Raw genomic sequence first — 25,124 nt, 5'->3', positions numbered from 1 at the left:
CGGCGTAATGTCGTGACGCACATTACCATGCCCGGGGCTTATCAGAACATAAGCCAGGTGGCGTTACCGGCAGTATTTCTGGACTGGTAGGCTTTTGCCTGCGCGTGAAGCAGCTTCCACAGCTGACGAAGTGTAGCAGCATGATTTTCACCACCAGCATTAACCCGCAGTTCGCCGATCTCGCGGGTAACAGTGAAACAATTCCGGCTCTCATCCCAGCCTGAATGTTCACGCGCTTCCACCACCAGATCATTAGACGTATCAGGGCCGGTCTTTGCTGCATTCAGCACGAACTCCGTTTTAACAGTAATACGGCTGGCGTTATCCGGCGCATCCAGAAAGACGGTGAACCCCTCAGTTCGGCGGTCAGTTATACGACGGCTCCCCCAGGAGGTGATCCCCCTCTGGACACGCATCATTGAAAGAGCGTGGGACTCGGTTGCCTGCACTGTGCGATACAGGTCGGTCAGGGAAGAAAGGCTGAAGCTTTCAGGGGCAGTCTGGATAGCGTCGGTCATGGTAGATCCTCGGTTATATGGTGTGTTTTCTGGCTTCAGTAGCTGTCGTTTGCCACGTAATAGGACGTGCCTGGATAGAAGTAGCGGTAATCCGGCTGCATGTCATTGGTGATGACGGATGCTTCTTCCCAGACCCCGCTGGTGGACATAAACTCATCTGTCGTTTCATTCTCCAGCCGCATATAGCGTTCAGGAGCGCATTCCGCCCAGGCGCGTTTCACCGTATCCCAGTTAGCGTACTGGCTGATTTCAATATTCAGGGGCGCATTCTTCTCAGGCTGGTTACGGCGGGAACTCAGCACGAAATTCAGCTTCAGGACGATACGACTGTCGTTGTCAGGAGTATCCATCCAGATCTGGTATTCAGCCGTAGGCCGGGATGACTGGTTTTTGCGGCCCCACGAGGTGACACCGGTTTTAACCTGGACTATCGAGACTTTATGCGCATCAGTCTTGCCAACGCTGGTCATCAATTCAGACAGACTTTTAAACATGGTGCATCCCCAGTGATTATTGGTATGTTCGTTTTGTTTACTTATTAAATCACTGGTTACCCGGGTGACGAAGTCAGAGCCGGGTAAAAAAAGGACAAAATTTGCGGATTAGTGGCTGGTGGTGGTATTGGCCTGCGGGACAGGGCCATCGAACAATTTGTCAAAAAATTCCACGCCACGCTGGTACACATCGCGCAGCTCCATATCTTCACGCTCGGTCAGGCCCATCTTATTGAGCACGGCAAGGCCGGTACGAAGGCGAGGAATCAATACGGTTTCCAGATAGATCCTGCGGCCCGCAATAATTTCCGGGGATGCTTCATTGATGTAAAAATCAACGGTTTTCGTGATGCTGAAGTGCTTTACTTCGCTCATCGTCTGGTACTCCTCAGAATGATGTCATGATACTCGGTTTGATTCAGGGGAGGGGAGCAACCCGGGCAAACAAGCCCGGGCGCAGGCAGCAGTTATTCGAGACCCAGTGCAACGTGATCGCCATCATCAGAAAGGCGAATGAATAGCATCTGCGTACCGCCGCTCAAGCCGAACTGGAGATCCCAGCCTGGGACAGAAGATGTCTCGCATTCACGCACATCGATGACCTGGTCACGGTAGAGCAAGAAGCGTGTATCAGACTTGTCATCTTCAGCGACGTGGGCCATCTGATCAGCAAATTTGTCTTCGAGGTCGAACCAGCTTTCCAGCCAGACCTTATCAGAGACCAGGCTGATACCGCAGGCGGATTCCGCCGTGCCGGTCACAGCCTCAGCGACTGGTTCTACAGAAGTCATATTAAATACCGCATCAACTACCAGTGCCTGCTCTGAGGTCGCCGGGTAGATACCTTGCAGATAAACGCTATTGCCGTTCACTTCGAAGCCGTCTTCAAGACTGATGTCGTCATGATCAACGTCATAAACATCCGCGAGGTTGCGAAGACAGATCAGGTTGGCTTCATCTTCGTTCTCCGCTTCAATGCGCATCAGTGGCAGTTCGCCACCACTGGAGTCGGATTCATAGTAGTGAACGTAGAATACATTTTTCTCTTTGCTGGTGGTCATGGCGTTGCCCCGTGTTGTTCGTTTTGTTTACTTATAGTCTCACGGGGTATTCAGGTGACGAAGGAAATCGGGCATAAAAAAGCGGGGATTTAACCCCGCCAGTTTTGATATTTATAATTATGCCAACATGTAGTTCCAGCGCAGTTATTACTTAGGCCTTGGGCCTTTTCGTGTATTACTTTTTTCTGGCTCTTCCACCGACTCTTCTGCTGGTTTTTCCACCGACTCTTGTGTTGGCGTTGTAGTGGCTGCGGCTGCTGCTGCGGCAGTAGCGGTTGAATCGTCATAATCAGTGGTAGCAGTAACATCACCCGATTCAGTCATATGGAGAGTGACAGTGACAGGTTTGCCATCAACAGCAAAATTGAGACTAACTGAACCTTTCATCTTCAGTAAGAGTGCGGCCCGGGTATATCCATCGGAAAGTTTTAAACCAACAGAAGCTAAAGCATCAGCAATTTTGTTATGAATATCGTTGCTCATTTTCATTCCTTAATGTGTGTGTATTAGCGGAATATCAAATCATAAGACTTCAACTGAAAAAGGGTCAGAAGTGAAAAGTTATTTTCTATACGTATGATGGCACAGGAAGGTGGGGTGACGAAGAAGAATAAGCAAAAAAAAAGCGGGGTATTATCCCCGCAAAACTACACACAGCAATTCAATAAAACAACTTCCAGGGGGGCGATGCACACATCACAACTTCGGTCTGTCAGACGGGAACCGGCCTTGGGCGCTTGTATCCCATTTGACGAAAATTTGGTTTTAAAACCGGTAAATCGTTACTCTTTCTTCCTGCTACCCCGGTCTATCACCGGGGTAGCGGAGTCCGCCATTCTCGGCAGCGCCAGCTGATCAGATTACATAGACTCAGATTTAAAGTTACGCGTTCGCATATAACCTCCTTAGTGTGGGCCGGTTCACTGGATTGTGAATTGTCAGTAACGCTAAATTTGTAGACTTCAGGTCTACAGCCTGGCTTATATAGGCAGGCGCGGCAGTTTTTTAAGAGTTTGAACGTAACGAGAGCATTTACATAAATCCTCCTTTCTGTAGCTGACCAGATTTAACGTCTTTGTCTATTCAGTGAACCATACCCTATTCATGTGACGAAGGTTTCTGAGTGTAAAAATACGTAATAAGCAACGCTATTATCGCTAATTCTAAAAATAGGGCGAATTAAAATACCGGCAAAACGCGGACGTTTATACCGGTATTATTTCTGAGCTGCTGGTGCAATATCGCGAGGTAAGCTGTAGTCAGCGCGGCAGGTACTTAACGGCTAGGCTTGCTGGTGGTTAAGGCCTCATCCTGCGCCAGCAACGTGATCACATCCCCGGCAATCTCCGGGCGGATACCAGGCGATTTATGCGCGGCATGGGCCGCGACAGCCAGCGGTCTCCAGTTGAGTGATGCTGCAATACGTCTGATCTCTTCAATAACCCGGAATGTATCGCTCTCCAGCGCCAGACCCGCACGGGCGGTATCGAAAGATACGCGCTGCGCCGAAGTGAGCGGCGAGTGCTTCTTCAGTTCTGCGGTGATGATACGCTGCGCTTCAGCACCGATTGACGCGCCACCTTCGACGACCCCGGTTAAACCGACGAGCTTACCTCCATCACTGCGGCTATTATCGTCTTTAACCCTGGGTGGCGGGGCCAGGGCGGTCAGATCCACGTCCTGCTGTAAGAGCTCCAGCAGGTCAGCCAGCATATCGGGTTTAATCACACCTTTTAAACCCGCTGCGCGTTTCGCTAGGCTGACAGGAGAACGGCCCAGGCGGGCGGACATCGCAATAAGGCAATTAGCCAGAACAAAGAGGTCATCAACCCCAATCAGTGGCGCACACTCTTGCCTGAACGTCTGATCATCCCGGAATGCAGGAGCTGGTGGGGCCGGTTTAGGCGTTTTGGCCTTTGCCTGCGGCTTGTCATAACCACGTAGGGCTTTTTCTGCACTGTCTGAAACCTTACGGATGCTTTGCGCCAGATCATCACCACCTGCCAGGCCTGCGGTCAACTGAAGCATATAATCGAGCCTGCCGAGCATGTCAGGGGAAGCAAGCCCGGTCGCTATCTTCTGGCTGATGTCGTTAAGGTTGCTGAGTATACCACCGGCGATTTTAGACGGAGGAGTAACAACCGCCTGGACATTATGGCTGGTATGAATTTCCCGCGACACCAGGGTGAGGACTTTGCGCCAGTCAGGTTGTACACCAGCATCAAGCGTCTCAAGGTGGCTTATTGCATTTCTCAGGCTATCCCATCTGGATAGCTGTAGAGGGTCACCGTTCTGCTTTCCTGATTTCAGCCACTGAACGAGGTAGACGAAGTCAGATGTAGCTGAGGCCACCAGCCCGGCAATAACGCGCTCTCTTGCTTGAGGCGTTGTAGGGTTAGATCTTCGCACCGGCAGACGGTCATTTTTATGTGCCGTTGGTCTTTTCATTTCGAATATCTCAACTTGGTTCCATCAACGATAACTCCGCGCCCGGGAGCCAGACAGCATGAAACAATGTATTTACCATGTTTGATAAAAGCGCAACCGGCAGCGCCGTCAAAAAAATGCTATATGACAGCGCTGGTTAGAGCAGAAAGATTCAGGGAGGTTTTACATCTACTCTCGATCATCTGTGAGGAAGAGATGCAGTTGAGTCACAAAGGCATCGAGATAAGGGGTATTTCTGGCATTGTCTGCAAAGTTCATTTTGGCATTGGTGTCGTCGTATACATGCATCCAGCCGCTGTTTCTGGCAATACGACGTACATCAGTATTTGCCGGGTAGAGTTTCCCAATAGCTTCACGCAGACCTTCAATTTCTGAGATCAACTGCCGGGCATTCGCAGCAGGCTCAGGAGCCGATGGGACGAGAACCCGGAATTCAGCGGTTTCCGGCTGCATCTTAATCACTTCAATGACTTTGTCCCGGGCAACGGAATTCCATTCAGTAGTCATGCCGTTGTACTGGTTTCGGATGCGGAACTGGTAAACCGGCTGCTGTTCGTTAACAAGCAACCAGGCATCGGCAAGTGCAAGATAGAACGAGACAGGCCGGTTTATCATCTGGTGTTCCTGAAGGGCTTTTTTATAGCTATGGACATCTTCAGGAAGGACATCAGTGATACTGGAGGTGAATTTTAGCGGATCCAGTGGACAGACCGGGCCGATAACCCTAAGCACAGCAACAGGATTATTACCATCATCAGTAAACCAGAAGTCATTTTCTGGGCCGATATTGAGCCTTACATCTGCGGTCTGATTCTCTGCGAGAACGGCCTGCACCCGACGACCGTTCTGCCACCAGCGTGGTGTACCTTGCATACATACCTCGTACAGGAAATTAGCCCGAAGCCCACCTGCTGGTGGGCGGTCGGAACACAAGTCTACTGAAGGTACTGCTCTGCCTGAGCAATACGAGAAAGAGTACCGGCATTCGGTTCAATCATCTGGATACGTCGGCTGTCCTCCGGTAAACCGGCAATAAGGTGCTTGTCGGTATATGGGGCATCGTCATCCCCGAGCATACGGCGGATAGCAGATAAATCGCCGGATGGAACCGGGTATACCGACTCAATAAAGAGCTGGTCACCGTGAGGATTCTCCCACTCATATGGGGTTTGGGCGGAAGCAGCAAAACCCGAATCATTCAGACGTGCGAAATCTTCAAGCGCCTGGAGGCGGGCCGCAGATTCATCGGTAGCGTAGATTAGGATCATTCGCGCCGTCTCAGGCGATGAGCAGAACAGCAAAATGAGAAATGGCAGCATGTTATAGACTCCTTCAGTTTGCGACTTGTTGAGCTGGCGGTGTGGCTACGCTAGTGAGTTGCTTAAGGCGAATGTTCAGCTCATGAATTACATCATCGCGTTTGCGCCAGCTGGTGGATGGTAGAGCCAGGAGCGCTTCAGCTTCGGACACGGAGAGACCGGCCAGGTGAGCTTTCGATGAAATCTCTGCGTTATATAATTGCTTCAGCACAATCAATGAGTGCTGGGAGGATGCAGCCATCATCATGAAATGGCGAAGCACCGCACAATAGATTTGAGTAGACATATTAAGCCGCCTCGTTCAATGCGTGAGGTAATGATTAATGGCATGTTCAACATAGCCAACAGATTTACCCACCAGGTGTGCAAGCTGCTGCACATGATGATGGTGAACTTCACGGCACGGGCCAAATGAAGTGGTGTAGCGATACCAGAGGCTGCGGCCTACAGAAAAAAGTTCTTTCTCTGTCTGCGGGCGAACTGGATAACAAACAGGACGTGCAGATGTAGTGCGACGAACGTTATTTCGTACTTGATGAATTGCAGTATTCATAAATCACCCCGCGTATGTTTTTCGTTTTGTTTACTAACTTCAGTTAAACACACGCTGGGTGGCTGACGAATAGAAAATCCATAAATAAATGAGCTAAAGATTTAAGCTCTTTATGAAAGAATTATTCTGGGGTTGGAAACCAGATAATGTCCGAAATAGGCTTATTGCCCGTCAGTAAAGCGAGGCTGGAATGCAGTTCTTTAACGACCTGCTTATTATCCTGCGTTTGCTCAAGTGCGGTTATAGCCTTTAGCAGGGTATTTGCCACAGATGCTTTAGCATATGCCTGCGGTGAGCCGATTAGCACCTGACGCATTAGCTCCGCATTGTTAGAAGCCAAATAGCCTTGCTCCTCGGAAATTCTTTCTGCATCGGGTGCTGAAATAACCAATGCGGCAAGTTCGTGATCGTTTGCATAGTTGATAACATCAGATAGCATTTCGAGAGCTGTGGTATCTGTCATGATAAAGCCGTCAGCTACCCACTGAGGAGCAACATCGAAGCGAACTACCCAGGAATAAGGTTTAACGTTTGACATACAGAGACCTCATTAAAGAGAGATATAAGCGTCGGGATTTTCTTCAACAGAAAGAAACTCAATATCTTCGAGATGCATTCCTGCATTACGAATGCCTACCTCGGATAACCACGACAGTATTGTTTCATGATCCGGTTCACCAGAAAAATCAACAAAGGCTGGAAGAGCCCAGTCGGGTGTATAGCCAGCGCTATACATTACAGTGGCAGTAAAGCGCCCAATGTGGGGAATTTTGAAAAGGATGGATGCCTGCTCAGGGGTATTAATTACCATGCCGTGATGATAGACGACATCCCAGTTTACCCCATGCTCCCCTGTATTTCCTCGATAGAGATGGTGGCGGTCAACGGCCCAAAGGACACCTTCGCTATCCAACCAGCAGAAATAATTATTATCTGGGGATAACGTGATCCCAAGGTTCATTAACTCCGCCACCAGCAAGCAAGGGTTAATATCAGTTACAGTTTTAATAATCGTCAGCCCCATCTCGGTTCCGGTAGTAACTGTCAGTACCTTGGAGGCACTGATCCAGAATTGATAACCTGCTTCTTTAGCCTTCGCGATTAAATTAAACATTGTTGCTTCCCATTGAATGGCAGTTAGGTCAATAACAACATGAGGCTGGTGGGTGACAAACAGGGAATCTGACGATATTTCAAGAAAGAATTTAGCGATGAGAAATGCAGGGGGAACAATATGGTCTGTACTTGCCAGCGCTTCGCTCGGCCAACCCCTCGACAGCCCGAAAACAAGTTTCGGTCTGCCTCACGGTTATCTACTGACAAAGGCGGGGATTATTCGGGGTACTGTATGAACTACACAATTTCAATCGGAACAAAAGAAAGCAGCAACCCCTAAACAAATGATTGAGAGTAACCAGAAAAAGGCGAGTACTACTACAGCGCTTAAAGATAGTGGAACGGTTTTTGATAGCATAACGCCCATACCTACACCAAATGAACATAGTGCGATAGATCCTAATTTCAATTTGCTCTTATACGAAATTAACATTGGCTTCTCCTCAAAATAGGTGTGGTGCTTGCCAGCGCTTCGCTCGGCCAACCCCGAGACAACCCGAAAGCAAGTTTCGGTCTGTCCCGGGGTTCCGGGTAACGGCCAGACTTACCGCAGATCTTCTTTAGCGTTAATCATATGACATATGAATAAGAATTAATCACGATACAACTGGATAAAACTCTCCACACGGGTTCCATCACAATAGCTCGGCCAGGCGTTCATCACAGGTAGTTCTTCTGTTGTGAATCTTCCCAGTGCGAGAGCTACAGAATACCAGACCGGGAAAATCGTATTGGCTGATGTCATATTCCCATTGTTGATTAACTCATAGAGTCCGCGTCCATTAGCCCATGCACTTTCTGGTGTATCACCGGCAAGGTAGTTATCCACCCAGATGGATGGTGACAGAGCCTGACCTTTCGCCAGTCTCGCTAACAACTCGTACCACTTCAGATATTCCGTGGTTCGCAGTGAGAGAATCGGGATTCCGCCACGTCTTAACAGTGCTGCCGCAGAACGTGAGTCTACCGGTGCGGCAATTCTATCCAGGTGGTTACGGGCTTGCTTTATCCGTGCTGATATTCCCGCAGGGCTCACTCGGGAGATGTATTTCTCCACCGTCTCAGTAGCTTCAGCGATATCCGGGGCCAACGAACCATCAACATGGAGGGGACATAAAACAAGGCCGGTATCATCGTGAGTCACCCAGGCAGAATTGTCAGTCGGGTTCCTGACGATAGACAACGACTCACTTTGACCCAAGATCGTTAACCTGAATGACTTAAGCCTTTCGGCTATCCAGCTGCCTCCATCACCAAAAACCTCAATGCGCTCGTGACTCATACCGCATCACCTCTACAAGTGCTTTACATTCAGACCTAATCATAACGGCTTCCCCGTTCGGAACAAAATCAGGGCATAGCCAAACCATACTCAGGAAATTTACAGATATGTCGATCTACAAAACGCGCTCAAAACGCTCAGGCGCGTTTTAATCAATCCGATCGTGAAAATACCAGGGGGATAAGCTCAGAATCGTTCTGAGGCGATTCTGGCGTGGTTTTATCCCAATAACGGATCCTTTTGCGAATACAGATCGGTTTACAAGGGAATTTGGCTGGTATGAGACGGAGATGATCCACTTTGATAATCTGAGCGATAATTTGTTAATGGTTTCGTTTTGTTTACGCGTGTATCGGGAGGGAAGTTATTCCGAACGAGGGTATCGACTTCATATTGTCCGTTTCGATAGCCGATCACAATTTCTAAGCGGTACTCGCCGCGACAAAAACCCCCGGAGGAAAACCATGTTGGTTATTCACTTTTGGTTTTCCCCGGCGATTAAAACCAGGGCAACCTCCGGTTGCCCATAAAAACCCCCGGAGGAAATTCATCTTTCCTCCGACATCGTGCGGTTTGATTATTACCATGCTCAACCTCCCGATGTAAAAATAGAGAAAACCGACGCTATCGCTTCCGCTTTGTTTACCTTCCATATTCGCGCCCGCGAAATAGTCCGCTGCATTCCCACCCGATCATACCCGGGCGAAAACACTCGCGATCATATTGCGATCATCCTGATTCATTTCCGCCGCGATAAGTCCGCTATCGCCTGAAGGCTCACTAACAGATCGCCTGAAGGCTCACTAACAAAAATACCAGGTCATCGCCTGGTATTCATGTATATCCGTTATGTTTACTCCAGAGCGGTTTGTATTTCTAAAGCTGTTTTCTTAGGTGAGTTATTCGAAGTGAAAGTGCCTGCCGAATTGCACGGTTTTTTCGTAACTCATCACGCAACCAAATAAGCTGACCTTCATACAGTTCGATAAGCGCAAGTTCTCGCTGGCTTGCATCCTTAAATTTCGCTGGTGGATATGATTCGCCTTTGTTGAGAGGTAGGTATTTGGGAACGACACGATCAATGCCTCCACCAGCTTTGCGCAAAGGTGTCAATCTGGCCCAGCGGATCCTGATAGTTGTTCCTTGCCTGGTTACGTTAAAGCTGTACCGTGCCTTCTCGTCATCAGCAATAGCTTTGTCCCAGTATTCCTCCCGAAGACTATTGGCCTCGTTAAACAGAAGTTCTGCGGCTGAATCAACCGCATCACGAGCCTTTTCCAGATCATTGATGTACCCGACGAGTTGCATAAAACCACCTCGATGTTTTTTGATTAGGACTTAACCCCAAAAAAGAGAATCTCTATTATTACGCCAGAACTCTATGTTTCTGGAGAAAGAGAAAACTCCTTTTCAGGTTCGATTTTTAGTTTTCAGTTCCAAAACAGGAAAGATTGATTCTCCAGTTAAGTATCTTTCTGGGTGTTCTCATTTTTTGCATGTTTCTGGAGAATACAATGGCAATCTGGTGATTGAGCTATTAATATCTATCTGTACGGGTACTTTTATCAAGCCATTTTATTTTAATCAAGCAGTTTGCCAATCTCTATATGATATGGCAGAAAACTACGTTTCTGGGCATTTCTGATTTTTAATAGGTTTCTGGGGAATATAATGGAAACTTACTTCCCCTAATGTAGAGGCGATTAACGGGATGACGCCCACCGCTGCACAAACCTCTTAGTAAACGATTATGTAGAGTCGCTATATGATATGGCAGAAACTTATGTTTCTGGCTTTTCCACTTTTTGTTACCTTTCTGGAGAATACAATGGCAAACGCAGCTGAAACTTCCATCACCTCCCTCCGTCTTCAGGATCAATCCTAAATCACAGTAACTTCATAGTGATTTATGTCACATTTTGTAGGTATATATACTAGTTTGAGAGAGTTTTTTTGGGGGGGAAGTGAAGGGGAGATATGCATATTTAAGTGAAATTATAACTTGTGCTTAAGTAAAATTTTCACGAAGTGTACCCTTGAGTAATCGCCACAACATACCTTAATTCACCTCACCGAAGCATGTGTTTTTAGTATATATACTCCGCGAAATCCCCAGGCGGAAAGCCAATCTAAATGTGTTGCCCTCATACATTACCACCTAATTTCCTCAGTCTGATTTAGGTTAGGGGTTAAGGTTTTTAGGGCCGGATTTAGCCATATATGACGTCCAGTTTCATGCAGCATTTATGTACATATCTGACATTTTAAACGTCCGTATCTAGCCATTATTAATGTCAAAAATGGGGACGTTTTGCCGATAAAAAAAATGGTAATCGATGATCGTTTGAATACCATGTTACAACTTGTTAACGGTTAATTCCCGACGTTGACAGAGGGAGGCCACCTTTCTTTACGTTAGTGCGAACCCCTTTTTGGCGCTCAAATGTTATCGGAGTGGCAGTAATTCATTTTTAACTTGCAGGGTTAACGAATGAGCAATGACAAATTGGTTGTCTGCGGAATTGATATTGGATACAGCAATGTAAAAATTGCTGTAGGGGATTCAGCGGATGACAAACCCACAGTCAGTATTTATCCGGCCTACGCTACGAATGAGCCAGTAGATGATGTGCGGCTGGTAAAGCGTAGCTGCGAACATGAAGTGTTGGTGTACCCAGGAGGTAAAGAATGGCGGGCTTTTACCGAACGCCCCGATGCGCGTGAGCTGCATGACCGTTACCACATGACAGAAATGTACCTGGCACTATATCTGGCCTCACTGGATAAAATCACTGCTAAAGCAGGCAATGAAATCGACCTGGTAGTAACTGGTTTACCTGTCCGTCTTGCTAATGAAAGTGAACGCGCGAAACTGACTGCGAGGCTCACCGGTACGTTTACTATTGCGCCAGGAAAAACAGTGACTGTTAAAAAATGCCTCGTTCTTCAGCAGGGCGTTGGTGTCATCAATGACATCGTTAACAGACCGGGCCTTATCAGTCAGGAAGAATTAGAGAAGTCGACCATTCTCGTGGTTGACCCTGGCTTCTTCTCGATGGACTACATCGCCTTTAAGAGCGGAAGCAGGGTATCAGGCTCTTCAGGTTCATCATTAAAAGCAACCAGTGCAATTATCGAAAGCATTGTGAACCGCCTTAATGCCGATAACCCGGAAGAGCGAATTGATGATCTACCAGAAATTATTGAAATCGCTCTCCGTAACAATGAGCAGTCTTTCTTTAATGGGTTCCGCCACATTTCCCTACGTCCTCTGCTTGAAGAAGCTATTCCCTCCATCGCCAGTGATGTAGTCAAAGAGTTGCGAAAATCGACAAGGGTTCTCGGGCCAGTCCATATCATTGCAGCTGCCGGTGGTGGGACAAGGTTCTACGAACAGACCATACGAGAAGAATTCCCCCGAGCCAGGATCGTATCGAGCCCGTTGCCTGTTGCCAGTAATGCCATTGGTTTCTGGAACTATGGCGTTGACTTGATGCTTTACGGCGATGATTGAGCAAAGGGGGTTTCATGCAAGTTCGAGTGACGATTAATCCAATACTGTTTCCAGAGCTGATTAATTATCTGGAATCAAAACAGTCTGGCCAGCGCAGCAGTTCACTATTGGCGCTGGCAAACCGAGCATTGCTAGCAGGTGACAGTTTTATACCCGGTATCGTCCGTGAGACTTCAAAAAAACGTAAATCAGAACAGAAGAAATCAGTCCGTGGGCCGAATACAGAAAATGAGACTGGTCTGATGACTAGTCAGAGAGACGGCCACTTACCCAAAGTAAATGAGGACACTGAACCAAAATTTCGTCACGTGGTTAGCAACGATATAGTCAATACAGGCCCGCCATTTTGTGTGGGCAGTGATATTCAAGAGTTCGAAGTTAAAGATGACCAGTTATCGACGGCGAACCTTACCAGTAAGCCTGAGATTGCTGGAAAAATACCGGATCCCAATCCTGGAGATAAATCGGGCGTTGGGGAGACAGGCGACAATCAAGATAGCGGCGTTAATGAAAAGGTTACACCAAGGCGTGTTCGCATAAGTTGATGCCGTTGTAGGGTTTGTGGGGAGGGGAAATGCAGATAGCAACGAAGAGTTTGGTGCTCGCTTTACTATGTGCTGCTTACTGCACGAGTACGAACGCCAGGCTTGTAGATCTTCGTGGCACTTCTTGGGAAAAGCATTCCCAGAAAGAGTGTGGCCTCGATCCGTACCTTCTCTACGCGGTGGCACTCACCGAGAGTAAAAATAATGCAGGAACCAAGGGGTATGTTGTTCCCAGCCCCTGGGCATTGAACAACTATGTTTATGGGTCGTATTACCCGACAAGTTATGAAGATGCAAAGAGAGCGCTAGCCCGCTATCTCTCAGCCACTCCGGTAACAGATATTGGAATCGTTCAAATTAATTTTCGTTGGAACGGACAGTATGTTAACCATCCTGAAGAACTCCTGGATGTCGATACAAACATCCGAATCGGGGCAAAGACTTTGTGTGCAGCCATCAAAGCTAACCCTGGCGATATAGAACTGGCGATAGGTGGATACAACACTCAAAACCCTAAGTTGGAAGGCAAGGCTCGTGAATATGGTCAGCGCGTATTACGCGTATGGAAGAGGCTTATCGAAAATGATTAATCAAAATTTGTATTTTCTACAGACTGCCATCTCAATTATTACCCGTGCGCAATCGTTGTATAAAAGCCCTTTTGAGTTAGCAGAAGGAGACCGGGAATTTTTGATAGAGAAATCTAATCAGGCCAAGCTCGCTTTATCGATGGAGAAGTATGACTTGCCCATCTTTAATATCTGTCATGATCCCGAGCGCAAGATATCTACTGAGGTAGAAAAATTCGTTCGTCATGACTCATACATCCTACGGCTTGCCCTGCTGGTATTCAGTGTTCGTGTTTTCATTAATACGGGGACTGTTGCCCAAACGTTCTACTGGTTTGATAATGAAAAAACCGTACAGCTTGTCGAACGTATGGATGATGCACAAACAATCGATGCAATCATAACCGGCAAAATATATTTTAAACCTATTCGTCCATTTGCCGATTTAGTAGATTGTGACTTCAGTACAGTTATTGGAGCCCCCAACCCAACCTTAGAATTAACAGGTTACTTACAGTCGCGCTATTCTCATTGGAGTAATTGATTATGAAGGCTGCTCTTGTCCGGGATGAAGATAAATTTGCTTTAACACAGAAAATGGTAAAATTAGGATTTCGTAGAAAGATCATTGTGCATTCGCTTAATGCAAGTGACCGTGTTATTGATTTTTTGCGAAAAGAGTTCCATCTGAGTGATGTATCAATCGGACGACTTAAACATTCAGAGACGCTGCTCAATACGACACATAAAAAGGTTGAGGCAACCAATTTTATGAGCATCTATCTGCGTCGTTCGAAAGACCCAAACAACAGTGACAACATCGTTGATGTGGTGAGTGCGTTCGAAATCTACCGGGAACTAAACCTTAAATTCCGCCCGGAAGAAGCCTCGAAAATGATGATTGATGCCAACGAGGCCTGGACTCTTGCTCGTGATTTTCGAGCTGAAGAAATACGTATGGTAAGGTGTTACCGTTGCGATCTTTCATTTATTTCACCGCAGAGTTGTGACCGTCCACGGAAAAAACATATTTGTCCGTTCTGCTCTGATACAGAAGCTGAAAATGAAAGCTCGTAAGTGACTAAGTTAAATTTCATAAAAAAGCCCGTTTTAACGGGCTTTTTTATTGCCTGGATACTTCGTCACGTGAATGAGTCGGGTTAGTATTGAATAACAAACCTACTGGTGTCCCAAGGAAAATAAAATGAAGAAAATCTCTGGTCTTGCTTTGGTATCGCTGATGTTAGTTGGTTGCGCGGCTTCTCAACCACCAGCTATGCCGGTTGACAGCAATCCATCTGATGCTTTGAAATTTGCCCGAGCGATGGATTTACGTCAGATCACCGATGCTGGCGATCAATACCTTATCTATAACGGTTTCGCGTCCAATGGGCAGCTTGTCCCTCTCAAAACCCCGGTTAAGGCTGGTGAAAAAGGTGTAACCAACCTGGGAGGTAATGGAGTGGCCGATGTGGCTGCGGGCTTCGCGACACACACATCTTTCATCCCTGTGCTGTCTGTTTTAACGGCCCAACAGCCTACTGCTATTGTTGATGGCGTGGTGCGTGTCGCGTCATGGAACGGTAAATCTCAGGAAGATAATGAGCGTGAGGTCAATGCGATTTTCTGGAAAACACTAACCCGGATGGATGGATACAAAGTTGGTGGGATGTGTGAGGGGAAAGGCGGTGCTGTTGAAAATGCAGTTCGTCGGAAAGCGACGAACGGTGATTGGGTATCGTATGCTGATATAGCTCCAACGTTGCCGAAACCACCTATCAGCACCAGCGGTCAGGTGACATTCATTATCGGTAATGACTGCTTCAACCTCTATGCAACACGAGCCTCTAACGTAGGTCTGGTTAAAGAAATGAGTAAAGAACTGGGTGCTCAGCGGGCTCTGTTCTTACCAGGCTCTCCTGAACATGAACCAATGGTATTCAGTGACGGTAAGCAATACCTGTTCAGAAAGTAAAAAAAAAGCCCCGACATAAAGTCGGGGCTTCTTATCCTGCAAAGCTATTGAGTTTTCAAAACAGCCTCTGTGCTAGATTTCGCCGCATCAACATCGATACTGTCAACACCGCTCTGGAATCGCTCCAGGGAGTTCTGGCGAGATCCATCTATATTCAATACGTTTCCTTTACCGGTTATCTTATCCAGATTTATTTCCGACGCTTTAGGTAAAAGTTTCGCCTCGTAAAGTGAACCAATCCACTCTGACAAATCGAGTTTGTTAAAATCAATCCGTCCAAATTCTTCTAACGTCAGTGGTCGACAATCCGGGTTCTTTTTATCCCCCCAGCCGATACCTAACATTGGTCTCCCTTGTTCCTGAATGATGCGACCAATCTGAGAATCAAACGTGCAATAACTTGACCGTTTCTCGATACAGACACCCAGAAACTTTGTTTCACACCAGCTGGATATATGCACGGCCAATTTTGTTTCTTTCTTAACGGCAAGCTTAAATTCATCAGGAGTACAAGCCCAGATGATGTTGACCAGTATATTAGCAATCTGGTACGCCATGTAAGCATATCCAACCACGGATATTGCCGAAACAATAGTTGACGACAATTGAACAGATGTAGCCAGGCCAGACGATGTTACGGCTGCGCCACCGCCAGAGGCCGCACTTTCAAATATCAGATTCGTCGCAGCAGGGCCGAAGGTATCAAGAGTCCATTGAGCAACTTGTTTCGTCAGCGCTCCTATAGCCTGATTCATCAAACCGGACAAACCTGCTTCTGTAGCTTGCTGAGCCGCTTCAGTACCTGCCGACCCAACCAGACTGTTGAAAGCGGAAATAGCTGGTCGAGTTATTGTATCGATGGCATTAGTCATAAGTTCGGAACCCATGTCAAAAATACCTTTTCCCTGTTCGAACATACCGGCTTTTACAGAGACAGCATCAGCAATTTTTAGAGTGTAGTAGGACAACTGCAAATACTGAATCCAGCTGACATCTACGGGCTGATCACAACAATCCACCCATCCCCCCATCGCCGATTTACATTGTGCAGACTCACCTTTAAAAAGAGTGCAGGAACGGTTGGTTTCGTCAGTATCATCGCCACACTTCATTTCATTCAATGCGTAAGTTGCGGCCTGAAGAGTTGCAACTGCTTTGTTGAAATCGCCGCTTGGTTCAGCAGAAGGCTGTAGGCAAGACCCATTAAGGCATTGCACAGCGCCAGGACAAGTATAGGTATCGGTGGAGGAGGTATTGGGTACAACGACATCCGTTCCGCAATCCCATACCTCGGTTGCCTGCCAGCACCCATTTTTGTCACCCTCCGCACCTGTTATGCAAGTGGACTTAATGAATTTACATGCAGTGTTTGCATCGTACTGCTTGCAAGTATTGTTAACGCCACCGTCGGTTCCGCAGTTGGAAACTACCGTTGCAGACTTACAGAAAGGTGAGAGACCTCCGATCGGCGGCTTAGCAAGCTGGTTTTCGCAGATACGTGCGCCATTTATGGTTGCGCACCCATTTGCATCAGGAATGACTGTCTCGCGGCAGGTTACCGTGTAATTCTGGCAATACCCGGCGTTGATGGCCTTCAGCAACGTATCGAATTGTTCAGGTTTATCAACAGTCCAGGCGTTATCCGAGATAATTTTGTTTGGGTCAAAGTAAATATAAATGAGAGCATAACCTTCGCCGCTGCCAGTCACTGACACACGGTTTTTGAAATTAAGAACGCCATTTTGGGGGGTATTTCGGATTTGTGCTGTTACATCTACATTAATCGACTGATCCCAGCTTGTTTTTAATTCACAGGCTCCTGATGTCTCTGGCGGGAAGACGTTTAAACCTTTTGGCCCTGCCCAAACCAAACTACCCCTATCTGTACCACCGACATAAATCTGCATGTAATCATCCCATTTAGCCCTGATGATCTTGGCGCTGGTAACTGCCTGGGGATTGTAGACAGTGACGGCCATTGCCTGTTCAAATATTGTGCAGTTGCCGTCCCAGTAGTTATCACCGACAGTCCCGAGCCAGAGTTCGATGCAGTTAGTGCCGCAAGAACCGATGTTCGCCGCGCCACTATAATGCGAGAGCATACCGGCAACGTAAGGATGGTAGAGGGTGAATGTGCCGCTGACACTTGTGGTACGGGTACATTCGCGATAATCAGGGATATGGTTGACGGTGTCCTTATTCGTCATGGTCTTGGTCATAGAACAATCACCAAGATCTTGCATGTACTTATCCTGATTCTCCAGGAAGTCTTTATGGCCATCAAAGATGGAATCATCAGGTTTAATGTTTGCTGTAGTTTTCGTTGAGCCCACCAGCGTTCGGTAAGCTTCGCCGCGCAGTGAATTTTCGGTTTTCAGATTGGCGTTGGTTGTATTGCCCAGTTTTAGCGTGTTGCTGTCATCTCCGTAGGTTCCTTTCAGGCTATCCAGTGAAGTTGATGAACCTTGATTTGGATAAGCAGAGTTCAAATCAACGGCCTGGCCTTTTCCATACTGAACCGTACCATTTGACGTAGCTGAAACTTGCGGCAGTGTTTTATAGAAATTAGTGGCAGATGTAACGTTTTCCTGGGTCGTTGCTGAAAAGGCATACGGCACGTAGGATACAACACCAAGGTGACATAACATCGTTATTGTGCAGAGTGGTCTGTAAAACCATTTTTTGCGGAAAAGGTTTTTCATTCTATGATCACCTTTGTCGTGGTTACTGATTATGAAATCAGAGATCTCGGTAACTAAATTTCGTCAGCCAGCATTTCTATGCGAAGCTACTAAAATGAAGGATTAAGCAGGCAGCGTATTAAACAGACTGGTTTCAGACAATAAAGAAGGACGGCAAAACGAGGGTGTTTTCAGCGTCTTGAATATTACCGACTGGAGGTACTTATGGACATGTTTGGTATTACTGGCCTTATCCCATTATCGGGGCCAAGCGATTCAGATTATGGTGGTGGAAATGGTAAGAGGGGACGTGGAAAAAATGGCAGAACGTTCAAGAGCAAATGTGAGCGTATGTGGGAGTTTTATATTCTGCTCTATTCTTTACTGAGCCTTCCTGTCGTATACATGTTCGTGACCACATAAGAGCCCTGCAAGATTGCAGGGCTTTATTGCGAATCACTTACTCGATGAAATTATCATGTCGTCATTTCCACCACTATGACCTCCATTGTTCTCTTTATTACGTGGATGCACAGGTACATACTCCTGATGCGACTGGGTTGCACGTGCAGGTGGCGGATCACTGAACATTGTACCTCCGTTATTTGAATCACTATGACCACCAGCGCCTTGGGTATTAATGTTTGTTGTCTCAGACCCACCATAGTTTGAGTTCTGGTTTAAACCATTATGACCTTCAGCACCTTGGGCATTAACGGTCATTGTCTCAGCCTCGCCGTATCCCTGGTTGTGGGTTCCCATCGCGTAAGGGACGCCATCACCCACAGCAGAACCTCCATTTGATGCCTGATGCATCCCTCCAAGGTTGTTGGCCATGCCACCGGTGTTGTATTCGTGGGTTTGGCGATCGGTATTCAGTGCAGTAGTAGCCTGTTGAATAATGGAGCCATCATTGGCTGAACGGTCTAAACCGGCATTATCAATACGGGCTGCAATACCACGGGCAAGAGCAGTATTTCCGCCCATAACCGTTCCATTGTCATTTTCACCACCCGTCGCGAGTTGAATACGTGCCATCATGTCACTGCGGGCCTGGGAAAGTTGTTGCTCAGACGCTCCAGCTTTAGTCATGGCGTAGTAGTTCACAATAGAATCTCGCGCCGCTTCGCGGTTTGCATCTCCACCAAGCGGAATTTCCCCAGCGATGGTTCTGGCCTGATCATGTACCTGTTCATATACCGGGCTTTCTTTGAACGCATTACTGACATGAGAAACGAGTTTATTAAAATCGCCAGTAATACCGCCAAGATTATAGTGGTTGTTTTCGAAATCATTTGCGGCGGTGTTACCCGCTTTCGTCATGACTTCACCCTCATTTCCCTTGTGAATTTGCTCAACTGCACCGCTATTCTGTCCCCCGACAGTATTAACCTGGCCTTGCCCATAACCATCAGACGATGACGCATGTGCTTCACCAAGCGCTCCGTAAGATCGGCCTGTTACTGCATTAACGGAGTTGCCAACGTCCGCTGCACCAGCAACTGCGCGGCCACCAGCGCTTTCAGCTCCACCACTCACGCCACGGTATTGCTCAGATGCAGTTGTCGTCAGTACTGGGCTGGAATCAGCGTTAATGAACCCGGCTTTGGCAGCTACTGCACCGGCAACACCAAGTTCACTGGCTGCTTTGAATTGAGCAAAGGTATGCGCGTCTTCGTGAGTCATACCTAAAGAGGTCAGGCTCGCTGCATCACCGGCGATTTTGCTGGACAGTTCCGGGTGCGCCGCGAGGGTTTGAGTCAATGTTGCTTGTGCATCATGATTACGACCAATGGCTGTAGCAAGTTGCGCAGCATTCATTGTCTGGCCCATTGAGGTACTTGAAACGAAGGAGTTTGCTTCCTGGAAGTTCTTTTGTGCGGACTGCATTCTTTGATTTGCCTCAGCAAAAGAACGAGTCGATTGAGAACTCTCACCTTCTTGCGATAAGGACTGGTACATCGCACTTGCTGCGGTATTGACGATGCGTGACTGGGTCGCACTGTCTATTTTGTGCGACGAGGCGCTGTCTGTAGAACCGTACTTAGCACTGTTGTCATTACTCAGGCCACTGCTTTCTGCCTCTGAACGTGACATTCCACCTTTAACACCAACACCAGCACTTGAACTTCCCGCACCGCCACCGACACTCACATCACCTTTGGCGATAGAGACAAGCGCCTGCATATCAGAAATACCTTGTTCTTTAGCCACAGAACTGACAAGGGCACGATCTGAGCTGCTCAGGCTGGCAAATGCTGCATTGGAAGCGTCACTATAAACTTGCGAATGTCCACCAGAATTCATGTTACTGGCCACCTGGCTAATCATTGCTCCAGATTGGGCAGTCAAGGAACTGGATGCTGAATCTAGTTCTTGCTTAGCGCTGGACAGGTTGTGAGTAGCGACCTTTTTCATGTCAATGGCAGGGAGAGTGCCAGAAGACCCACCCATGATAGTTCCTTGTGTTGGGTTAAATTCAACATCGGAACCACGACTGTTTATCGCAGGAGCGTTGGTGACATCAGGTGCGAGAGTTTTAGTATCGGCAGCTGAAGGTGCTGCTGCTGAGCTTGCAAGAGAGTTAAAGGCAACAGAACTGCCCCAGACAATGAATCCACCCAGGGCCGGGATCATCGCGTATAAATTACCAGCAAGACCTATACTTTTTTGAGTCTCAAACAGGAGCTGATAAAGCTGAGCAAAGCTAAGTCCGCCAGAACCCGAACTGACAAGAATTTGGCTTGACGTATCACGGATACTGTTTAACACATACATGTTGACGACCGCTGCGAGGGGAAGCCAAGTCCATGTCCAGATGATAACGAGGAAGTACTTCATCACCAGTCGCAAACCCATAATACCCAGACCGAAAAGGAAGGCCATAAATGGTGCGAGTGCGTATATTATTCCCTGGAAAATCGGCATAAATGAACCCATCCAGCTCAAGAATGATGAACCAGAAGAAGACCATTGGAATGCCTGTTGAGTCATGGTTTGGGCGCGAGTTACAGCAGCAGTACCACGAAATGAGCTTTCGAGTCCGTACATTGGCAGTTCCCTGAAATGAGGGTACATGACCAACATCAATTGGAAATCACGAATATCAGTGCCACTTATGTTGAAGAAATTCAGTACTTCCTGGGCTTTTCCTGAACCTGAGCATGGCGCACCACCGCAAGTGCGCCCGGATGCGGTATAAGAGCTGGCAAAAGCTGAGTCCAGGCTAGAAGCGTTCTGGGTAGCGAGTCCTTTAAGTTTCGTGTACGCGTCAGAACAGGTATAAAGTGAGCCCCCATTTGAAGATTCTTCAGTACTGGTAGACCAGCCGCTACGTACATTGTCGTAAATAACAACCCGCTGGAAGGAATCGTTCGAGGCTAGCCCTGATACACCTTGATTAGAGCGATACATTGAAGCAAAGGTTTTAGACCCACGAATAATATCGTTGCCTACGCAGTTCTTCACATAGTTTGAAACGCTTGCGTCCAGATCACCGTAAGCACCAGTTTGACCCGTCCAGCGCATTGGCGTTTTCAATGTGTCGTATAAAGTGGCCAGAGTGAAAAGGGGATCCAGAGACCCATACTCAGTCATGCTTGGGACAGAAAATGCCTGCTCCATCTTCTCGGTAGTTGCATACCCAACAGTAGACAGTACAGATGCGGCAACGGCTAATCCCGCTGGTACATTATCAACAGCACGAAACTTACCCGTTGTAACATCTTCAATGTTGGTGCGCATCGATACACTGAAAAACAGGTAATACATCACGACGGCCACACACATATGAGAAAGGGATAATGATTTCCCGGCTGATATAGCAGCAGCAAGCACGACACAAATTACACCAATGAGTGCTGAAATCCTAAACAAGGATCCGTAAGTGCCATCATTCAATAACATGGCAACGGAATTGAATATATTATAAATAAATTCAATGTTGCCAACAGTATATACGTTCCATTCACTCATATTAAGTTACCTTGTTAGAGCGAGCCATCAAGAGAACCTTCAGATTCATAATGAACCTGCGGAAGCGTTGTCATATAGTTGCTGAATGATTCAGGTATACGGGCCTCGCCACCATAACGGGATATCATGGCGTTATAGGAGACATACAGATTTTGCCTTGCCTTTTCGATTAGCTCTCCAGCATCCTTATAATAAACTGACGCCGATTTATCATTTTCCTGCTGGAGCCGTGCGCCGGTCGCAGCAGCCGTAAGCATTTCGCTGAGGTAGTTATAAGCAGCTGAATAGGCTATGACAGGAGATAGTTCACGTATATAGGAATAAGATGCGGCTAAATCATGACGTGCAATTTGAGTCGCTTTACTGGTAGCACCAGCTACGTTGTAGTAGTTTGCTTGCCGTAATTTAGCATCCCCAGGGTTTGAACCAGTTCTGGCCGAGCTCAAATATCCGTTATCGATAAAGAAGAGTGTGATATTGGCAGCGAGACCTTTAATTATTTTGGTCTGTTTTTTGGGATTCTCACAAGTACTAGTCTGACCTGAACAAGACCAGAAATCGAAACTATCATCACCATTTATAAAAGAATCCAGGACATTTGAAGTTGCGAGTGGAGCAATCCTAACCACACTCTTTTTAGCTGACCCATCTTTATCTGTACCCAACTGGCTACCGACGATGATGGTGCCGGTCATAGACATAATAAGTTCTTTTTGCTCATCTTCGGAGCCGATGAATTGATTACTAAAGCTACCATTCTGGAGCAAACACCACACAATGTTACCGTAATCGTCACATGCCTTTCTTTTCCCTGCCTCTTGTTTTTGTACGTCGGGTGCTTTACCACCACCCATATTGCCCCACATGGCTTTAAATTGGTCTGAGAGGCCATCAGAGGACAGCTGAGAAGATACAGCAGCCTTTGCACTGTCACCAAATGCAGAGGCAGTGTCGACTAACAACCCCTTCGCTAACTGACACGAATTTGCGGTCAGATCGTTCATCTGCTGGATGATTGCCTGCATTTTCGAAATAGCATTATCCAGAACGGCATCCATAGCGTTCAGGGCCAACTGGAAAGCTAGACCGGCAGCATTAGAAGCAATATTACGTAGCATCTGGACGAACTGATCAGCGTTGATGAACGAGAATGACCCGCCGAAAAGGTCTATCCCTCCACATCCTCCCGACGCAGAAGGGAGACTAATACTAATAGGTGTCAATGTACGGAGCTTATTACGTAGAACAAATCCGCCACCGGTATATCCATCACGTGTAACGCTCTGATAATCACCGGGAGCTGTAACATTCGACATAGAGCCGAACATACTGTCTAGCTGAGTACTAATGCTGGTGGCCTCGCATTGAAAAGCTGTCAACCCGGAGAGGCAGATAGAAATTGCAAGAATGTTTCTACGGAATACATTCTTTATATTATAGTTGCGCGAAATCTTCATTTTTCCCCCGGGTTATTAGCATTTGGGTTAGGTGTCGAACCGTAGCCAGCTTTAGCTTGTATATATTTGATAAACTCATCAGGTTGTTGAGTTAGGTCTTTAGGCATGTCATTCAGAATGTTTGAGTCGATATAGCCGGTATCGTTATATGGCAAGGTGCTCTTATATTGCTGGTCAGAAATGATCCCTGCATCGTGGGCAATAAGGACTGTTCTTGAAATTAACTGGTCTGCACTGATAGGCCCAAATGAGACAATGCGTGTTGTAGATGGCGGGATTGCCAGAGCTATCGCAGGTGCGTTTGATATTTGGAGCTTTGATGCCTGGCCAGAATCAGGCCTCCAGTCCGGGTAAATATTCCCTGGAAGAGGTTTACCATCAAGTGAAATTGGGATGACCTTCATGTCTGTCATGAAACTAAACGTATTCATAACAGAAGCTTGCTTTACGCATATGGAGCAGTTTTCCCCACGGAAGAAGAAAAACAATCCTGCTTTTGTCGCTACGTCTTTTATGACCGTTCTCGAATTGTTTTCAGCTTCATTCGATTGATCCATTGCCCCAAATGTTGAGGTTGAGCGGCGGCTATTCTCATCTATGAGGGGGTCGGTAGAAGTAACCAACCTAGCCATATCAGTAAAGCGGCTGGCTTTATCCAGCATAATGCGTTGGGCCAGAAAATATGCCCTAACGTTTTCTTGGGTAGGATTGTCGATGGCCTGGTTGCGTAGTTTCTGAATGTTTTCATTAAACCAGGCTACGGTGAACGGAGCCGGGCCGGGCTTTTCAGTTGCGGCAGGTTCTGGAGTCGACTCCATAGGTGTTTGAGCAACCTGTTTAGGCGTTTCTTGAGGCGGTAAAGTCGGCGGAGGAGGTAACTTCACTGGCTTTTTCTTCACTGGCTCAGGTGGCGATTTACGCCAGAACCAACCTTCCTCTTTTCCATTCAGAAATGCCTGACCACCAGCGAGGTCGTCACTGGTGGTCTGAGGGGATTGAGACGTTGGGGTGTTACCCTCATCCGCAAGAACTGAGGTAGAAAAAGCAAATCCCACTAGCAGGGGAATAATGATTTTAGTTAAAAATTGATATTTCATCGGAATTACCCTCGGAAATTATTCTTGCGATAGACTCCGTCCAGAAAAAGCTATTTTTTCCACTAAAGACCCTTGCACTTTCAAGTTGGCGAGTTAATGCATAATGCCTATATCTGACCTGTCCTATACGTTTGGCTACACTATCCGACTTAACACCAATTTCGGAGCAAGCCTCATCGAGAGTCATGCGTGTTCCATATTTACGCAACAGCTCATCAGTAACTATGTTCTTAGGGTCGTCGTTAACTAATACCGCAGGGATTTTGTGTGCTGGCATAAGCATTGCCCTGTTATGAGAACATTTAAGTGTCTTCATAAAACTCCCTTATCAGAAATACGGACGGCATTACGATTAGTTTGCCATATGGGTTAAAATAACAAGTTCAAAAATGGCAACGTTTTGACTGTAAAAATCAAAAGTAATTTTCATGTGCATCCGTTTTGTTTACATGATTTGAAATCAGCAAATACAAAAAAACCCAGTCCGAAGACTGGGTTTTTCTGTGTTAGCTAATTAAAA

At 47.0% G+C, this 25,124-nt stretch carries 25 protein-coding genes; 6 read left to right on the top strand and 19 right to left on the bottom strand.

The genetic code is table 11. From position 1 onward, the window contains the following. Positions 1-41: 41 nt before the first annotated feature. The 14 genes from GFB57_RS24145 to mobI all read right to left on the bottom strand — a co-directional run bounded on the left by GFB57_RS24145 (position 42) and on the right by mobI (position 10,099). On the bottom strand, positions 42-518 hold the full coding sequence (locus GFB57_RS24145) for a hypothetical protein (protein WP_007372270.1): 477 nt from the start codon (positions 516-518) through the stop codon (positions 42-44). A 35-nt stretch (positions 519-553) separates the two neighbouring features. Then, positions 554-1,012, bottom strand: coding sequence for a hypothetical protein (locus tag GFB57_RS24140; RefSeq protein WP_007372269.1), 459 nt, complete (start codon positions 1,010-1,012; stop codon positions 554-556). A 108-nt stretch (positions 1,013-1,120) separates the two neighbouring features. Next, positions 1,121-1,387 carry a hypothetical protein gene (locus GFB57_RS24135; protein ID WP_007372268.1) on the bottom strand — a complete coding sequence of 89 codons (267 nt, stop codon included), beginning with the start codon at positions 1,385-1,387 and terminating at the stop codon, positions 1,121-1,123. A gap of 92 nt (positions 1,388-1,479) precedes the next feature. Next, complete coding sequence (locus GFB57_RS24130; protein WP_007372267.1) at positions 1,480-2,073, bottom strand: hypothetical protein; 594 nt, start codon at positions 2,071-2,073, stop codon at positions 1,480-1,482. 147 nt (positions 2,074-2,220) lie between these two features. Beyond that, the gene (locus tag GFB57_RS24125; protein WP_007372266.1) at positions 2,221-2,556 is read right to left on the bottom strand and encodes a hypothetical protein; all 336 of its coding nucleotides are present in this window, start codon (positions 2,554-2,556) and stop codon (positions 2,221-2,223) included. Between the two features lie 792 nt (positions 2,557-3,348). Then, on the bottom strand, positions 3,349-4,521 hold the full coding sequence (locus tag GFB57_RS24120) for a hypothetical protein (protein ID WP_007372264.1): 1,173 nt from the start codon (positions 4,519-4,521) through the stop codon (positions 3,349-3,351). A 168-nt stretch (positions 4,522-4,689) separates the two neighbouring features. Next, on the bottom strand, positions 4,690-5,394 hold the full coding sequence (locus GFB57_RS24115) for a hypothetical protein (protein WP_007372263.1): 705 nt from the start codon (positions 5,392-5,394) through the stop codon (positions 4,690-4,692). 62 nt (positions 5,395-5,456) lie between these two features. Then, positions 5,457-5,840, bottom strand: a complete 384-nt coding sequence (locus tag GFB57_RS24110; RefSeq protein ID WP_047715713.1) for a hypothetical protein — start codon at positions 5,838-5,840, stop codon at positions 5,457-5,459. 13 nt (positions 5,841-5,853) lie between these two features. Next, positions 5,854-6,126, bottom strand: a complete 273-nt coding sequence (locus GFB57_RS24105; protein WP_016241565.1) for a hypothetical protein — start codon at positions 6,124-6,126, stop codon at positions 5,854-5,856. 15 nt (positions 6,127-6,141) lie between these two features. Continuing rightward, positions 6,142-6,393, bottom strand: coding sequence for a hypothetical protein (locus GFB57_RS24100; protein WP_007372261.1), 252 nt, complete (start codon positions 6,391-6,393; stop codon positions 6,142-6,144). Between the two features lie 121 nt (positions 6,394-6,514). After that, entirely contained in the window at positions 6,515-6,931 is a 417-nt protein-coding gene (locus GFB57_RS24095) for a hypothetical protein (RefSeq protein WP_016241566.1), read from the bottom strand. A 12-nt stretch (positions 6,932-6,943) separates the two neighbouring features. After that, positions 6,944-7,507, bottom strand: a complete 564-nt coding sequence (locus tag GFB57_RS24090) for a hypothetical protein (RefSeq protein ID WP_007372259.1) — start codon at positions 7,505-7,507, stop codon at positions 6,944-6,946. Positions 7,508-8,101: 594 nt separating this feature from the next. Next, positions 8,102-8,791 carry a hypothetical protein gene (locus GFB57_RS24085; protein WP_009652897.1) on the bottom strand — a complete coding sequence of 230 codons (690 nt, stop codon included), beginning with the start codon at positions 8,789-8,791 and terminating at the stop codon, positions 8,102-8,104. An 876-nt stretch (positions 8,792-9,667) separates the two neighbouring features. Next, positions 9,668-10,099: a conjugative transfer protein MobI(A/C) gene (gene mobI, locus GFB57_RS24080; protein ID WP_016241569.1), complete on the bottom strand. Its 432-nt coding sequence runs from the start codon at positions 10,097-10,099 to the stop codon at positions 9,668-9,670. A 1,183-nt stretch (positions 10,100-11,282) separates the two neighbouring features. On the opposite strand from mobI, the gene GFB57_RS24075 reads away from it, so the two are divergent. The 6 genes from GFB57_RS24075 to GFB57_RS24050 all read left to right on the top strand — a co-directional run bounded on the left by GFB57_RS24075 (position 11,283) and on the right by GFB57_RS24050 (position 15,394). After that, positions 11,283-12,305 carry a ParM/StbA family protein gene (locus GFB57_RS24075; protein WP_007372253.1) on the top strand — a complete coding sequence of 341 codons (1,023 nt, stop codon included), beginning with the start codon at positions 11,283-11,285 and terminating at the stop codon, positions 12,303-12,305. Between the two features lie 14 nt (positions 12,306-12,319). After that, a complete protein-coding gene (locus tag GFB57_RS24070) occupies positions 12,320-12,850 on the top strand; it encodes a hypothetical protein (protein ID WP_016241570.1) in 531 nt (176 codons plus the stop codon). Positions 12,851-12,879: 29 nt separating this feature from the next. Then, positions 12,880-13,440 (top strand): transglycosylase SLT domain-containing protein, encoded by a 561-nt coding sequence (locus GFB57_RS24065; RefSeq protein WP_016241571.1) that lies wholly within the window; start codon positions 12,880-12,882, stop codon positions 13,438-13,440. After that, the gene (locus GFB57_RS24060; RefSeq protein ID WP_016241572.1) at positions 13,433-13,963 is read left to right on the top strand and encodes a hypothetical protein; all 531 of its coding nucleotides are present in this window, start codon (positions 13,433-13,435) and stop codon (positions 13,961-13,963) included. Before GFB57_RS24065 ends, GFB57_RS24060 begins: the two co-directional genes overlap by 8 nt. A gap of 2 nt (positions 13,964-13,965) precedes the next feature. Beyond that, on the top strand, positions 13,966-14,496 hold the full coding sequence (locus tag GFB57_RS24055; protein ID WP_007372252.1) for a FlhC family transcriptional regulator: 531 nt from the start codon (positions 13,966-13,968) through the stop codon (positions 14,494-14,496). Positions 14,497-14,623: 127 nt separating this feature from the next. After that, positions 14,624-15,394, top strand: a complete 771-nt coding sequence (locus GFB57_RS24050; protein WP_007372251.1) for a hypothetical protein — start codon at positions 14,624-14,626, stop codon at positions 15,392-15,394. A gap of 44 nt (positions 15,395-15,438) precedes the next feature. Here GFB57_RS24050 and traN read toward each other — a convergent pair whose 3' ends face one another. From traN to GFB57_RS24025, 5 genes are all read right to left on the bottom strand, one after another. Beyond that, on the bottom strand, positions 15,439-18,096 hold the full coding sequence (gene traN, locus GFB57_RS24045) for a conjugal transfer mating pair stabilization protein TraN (RefSeq protein ID WP_007372250.1): 2,658 nt from the start codon (positions 18,094-18,096) through the stop codon (positions 15,439-15,441). A gap of 435 nt (positions 18,097-18,531) precedes the next feature. Continuing rightward, positions 18,532-22,050, bottom strand: coding sequence for a conjugal transfer protein TraG N-terminal domain-containing protein (locus GFB57_RS24040; protein WP_007372249.1), 3,519 nt, complete (start codon positions 22,048-22,050; stop codon positions 18,532-18,534). Positions 22,051-22,064: 14 nt separating this feature from the next. Continuing rightward, on the bottom strand, positions 22,065-23,507 hold the full coding sequence (locus GFB57_RS24035) for a conjugal transfer protein TraH (RefSeq protein ID WP_009653894.1): 1,443 nt from the start codon (positions 23,505-23,507) through the stop codon (positions 22,065-22,067). Beyond that, positions 23,504-24,604: a conjugal transfer protein TraF gene (traF, locus tag GFB57_RS24030; RefSeq protein WP_007372246.1), complete on the bottom strand. Its 1,101-nt coding sequence runs from the start codon at positions 24,602-24,604 to the stop codon at positions 23,504-23,506. The genes GFB57_RS24035 and traF overlap by 4 nt, the downstream gene beginning before the upstream one ends. Further along, positions 24,582-24,920, bottom strand: coding sequence for a hypothetical protein (locus tag GFB57_RS24025; protein ID WP_024196083.1), 339 nt, complete (start codon positions 24,918-24,920; stop codon positions 24,582-24,584). Before GFB57_RS24025 ends, traF begins: the two co-directional genes overlap by 23 nt. Positions 24,921-25,124: the final 204 nt, after the last annotated feature.

The sequence above is a fragment of the Citrobacter sp. S39 genome (assembly GCF_009495675.1).
Taxonomy (GTDB): domain Bacteria; phylum Pseudomonadota; class Gammaproteobacteria; order Enterobacterales; family Enterobacteriaceae; genus Citrobacter; species Citrobacter freundii.
This window is presented reverse-complemented; position numbering and strand designations above follow the sequence as displayed.

Excerpts from the sequence above, each read along its gene's own strand:
- GFB57_RS24145 (WP_007372270.1), bottom strand. The coding sequence starts at position 518 with ATGACCGACGCTATCCAGACTGCCCCTGAAAGCTTCAGCCTTTCTTCC.
- GFB57_RS24140 (WP_007372269.1), bottom strand. The coding sequence starts at position 1,012 with ATGTTTAAAAGTCTGTCTGAATTGATGACCAGCGTTGGCAAGACTGAT.
- GFB57_RS24135 (WP_007372268.1), bottom strand. The coding sequence starts at position 1,387 with ATGAGCGAAGTAAAGCACTTCAGCATCACGAAAACCGTTGATTTTTAC.
- GFB57_RS24130 (WP_007372267.1), bottom strand. The coding sequence starts at position 2,073 with ATGACCACCAGCAAAGAGAAAAATGTATTCTACGTTCACTACTATGAA.
- GFB57_RS24125 (WP_007372266.1), bottom strand. The coding sequence starts at position 2,556 with ATGAGCAACGATATTCATAACAAAATTGCTGATGCTTTAGCTTCTGTT.
- GFB57_RS24120 (WP_007372264.1), bottom strand. The coding sequence starts at position 4,521 with ATGAAAAGACCAACGGCACATAAAAATGACCGTCTGCCGGTGCGAAGA.
- GFB57_RS24115 (WP_007372263.1), bottom strand. The coding sequence starts at position 5,394 with ATGCAAGGTACACCACGCTGGTGGCAGAACGGTCGTCGGGTGCAGGCC.
- GFB57_RS24110 (WP_047715713.1), bottom strand. The coding sequence starts at position 5,840 with ATGCTGCCATTTCTCATTTTGCTGTTCTGCTCATCGCCTGAGACGGCG.
- GFB57_RS24105 (WP_016241565.1), bottom strand. The coding sequence starts at position 6,126 with ATGTCTACTCAAATCTATTGTGCGGTGCTTCGCCATTTCATGATGATG.
- GFB57_RS24100 (WP_007372261.1), bottom strand. The coding sequence starts at position 6,393 with ATGAATACTGCAATTCATCAAGTACGAAATAACGTTCGTCGCACTACA.
- GFB57_RS24095 (WP_016241566.1), bottom strand. The coding sequence starts at position 6,931 with ATGTCAAACGTTAAACCTTATTCCTGGGTAGTTCGCTTCGATGTTGCT.
- GFB57_RS24090 (WP_007372259.1), bottom strand. The coding sequence starts at position 7,507 with ATGTTTAATTTAATCGCGAAGGCTAAAGAAGCAGGTTATCAATTCTGG.
- GFB57_RS24085 (WP_009652897.1), bottom strand. The coding sequence starts at position 8,791 with ATGAGTCACGAGCGCATTGAGGTTTTTGGTGATGGAGGCAGCTGGATA.
- mobI (WP_016241569.1), bottom strand. The coding sequence starts at position 10,099 with ATGCAACTCGTCGGGTACATCAATGATCTGGAAAAGGCTCGTGATGCG.
- GFB57_RS24075 (WP_007372253.1), top strand. The coding sequence starts at position 11,283 with ATGAGCAATGACAAATTGGTTGTCTGCGGAATTGATATTGGATACAGC.
- GFB57_RS24070 (WP_016241570.1), top strand. The coding sequence starts at position 12,320 with ATGCAAGTTCGAGTGACGATTAATCCAATACTGTTTCCAGAGCTGATT.
- GFB57_RS24065 (WP_016241571.1), top strand. The coding sequence starts at position 12,880 with ATGCAGATAGCAACGAAGAGTTTGGTGCTCGCTTTACTATGTGCTGCT.
- GFB57_RS24060 (WP_016241572.1), top strand. The coding sequence starts at position 13,433 with ATGATTAATCAAAATTTGTATTTTCTACAGACTGCCATCTCAATTATT.
- GFB57_RS24055 (WP_007372252.1), top strand. The coding sequence starts at position 13,966 with ATGAAGGCTGCTCTTGTCCGGGATGAAGATAAATTTGCTTTAACACAG.
- GFB57_RS24050 (WP_007372251.1), top strand. The coding sequence starts at position 14,624 with ATGAAGAAAATCTCTGGTCTTGCTTTGGTATCGCTGATGTTAGTTGGT.
- traN (WP_007372250.1), bottom strand. The coding sequence starts at position 18,096 with ATGAAAAACCTTTTCCGCAAAAAATGGTTTTACAGACCACTCTGCACA.
- GFB57_RS24040 (WP_007372249.1), bottom strand. The coding sequence starts at position 22,050 with ATGAGTGAATGGAACGTATATACTGTTGGCAACATTGAATTTATTTAT.
- GFB57_RS24035 (WP_009653894.1), bottom strand. The coding sequence starts at position 23,507 with ATGAAGATTTCGCGCAACTATAATATAAAGAATGTATTCCGTAGAAAC.
- traF (WP_007372246.1), bottom strand. The coding sequence starts at position 24,604 with ATGAAATATCAATTTTTAACTAAAATCATTATTCCCCTGCTAGTGGGA.
- GFB57_RS24025 (WP_024196083.1), bottom strand. The coding sequence starts at position 24,920 with ATGAAGACACTTAAATGTTCTCATAACAGGGCAATGCTTATGCCAGCA.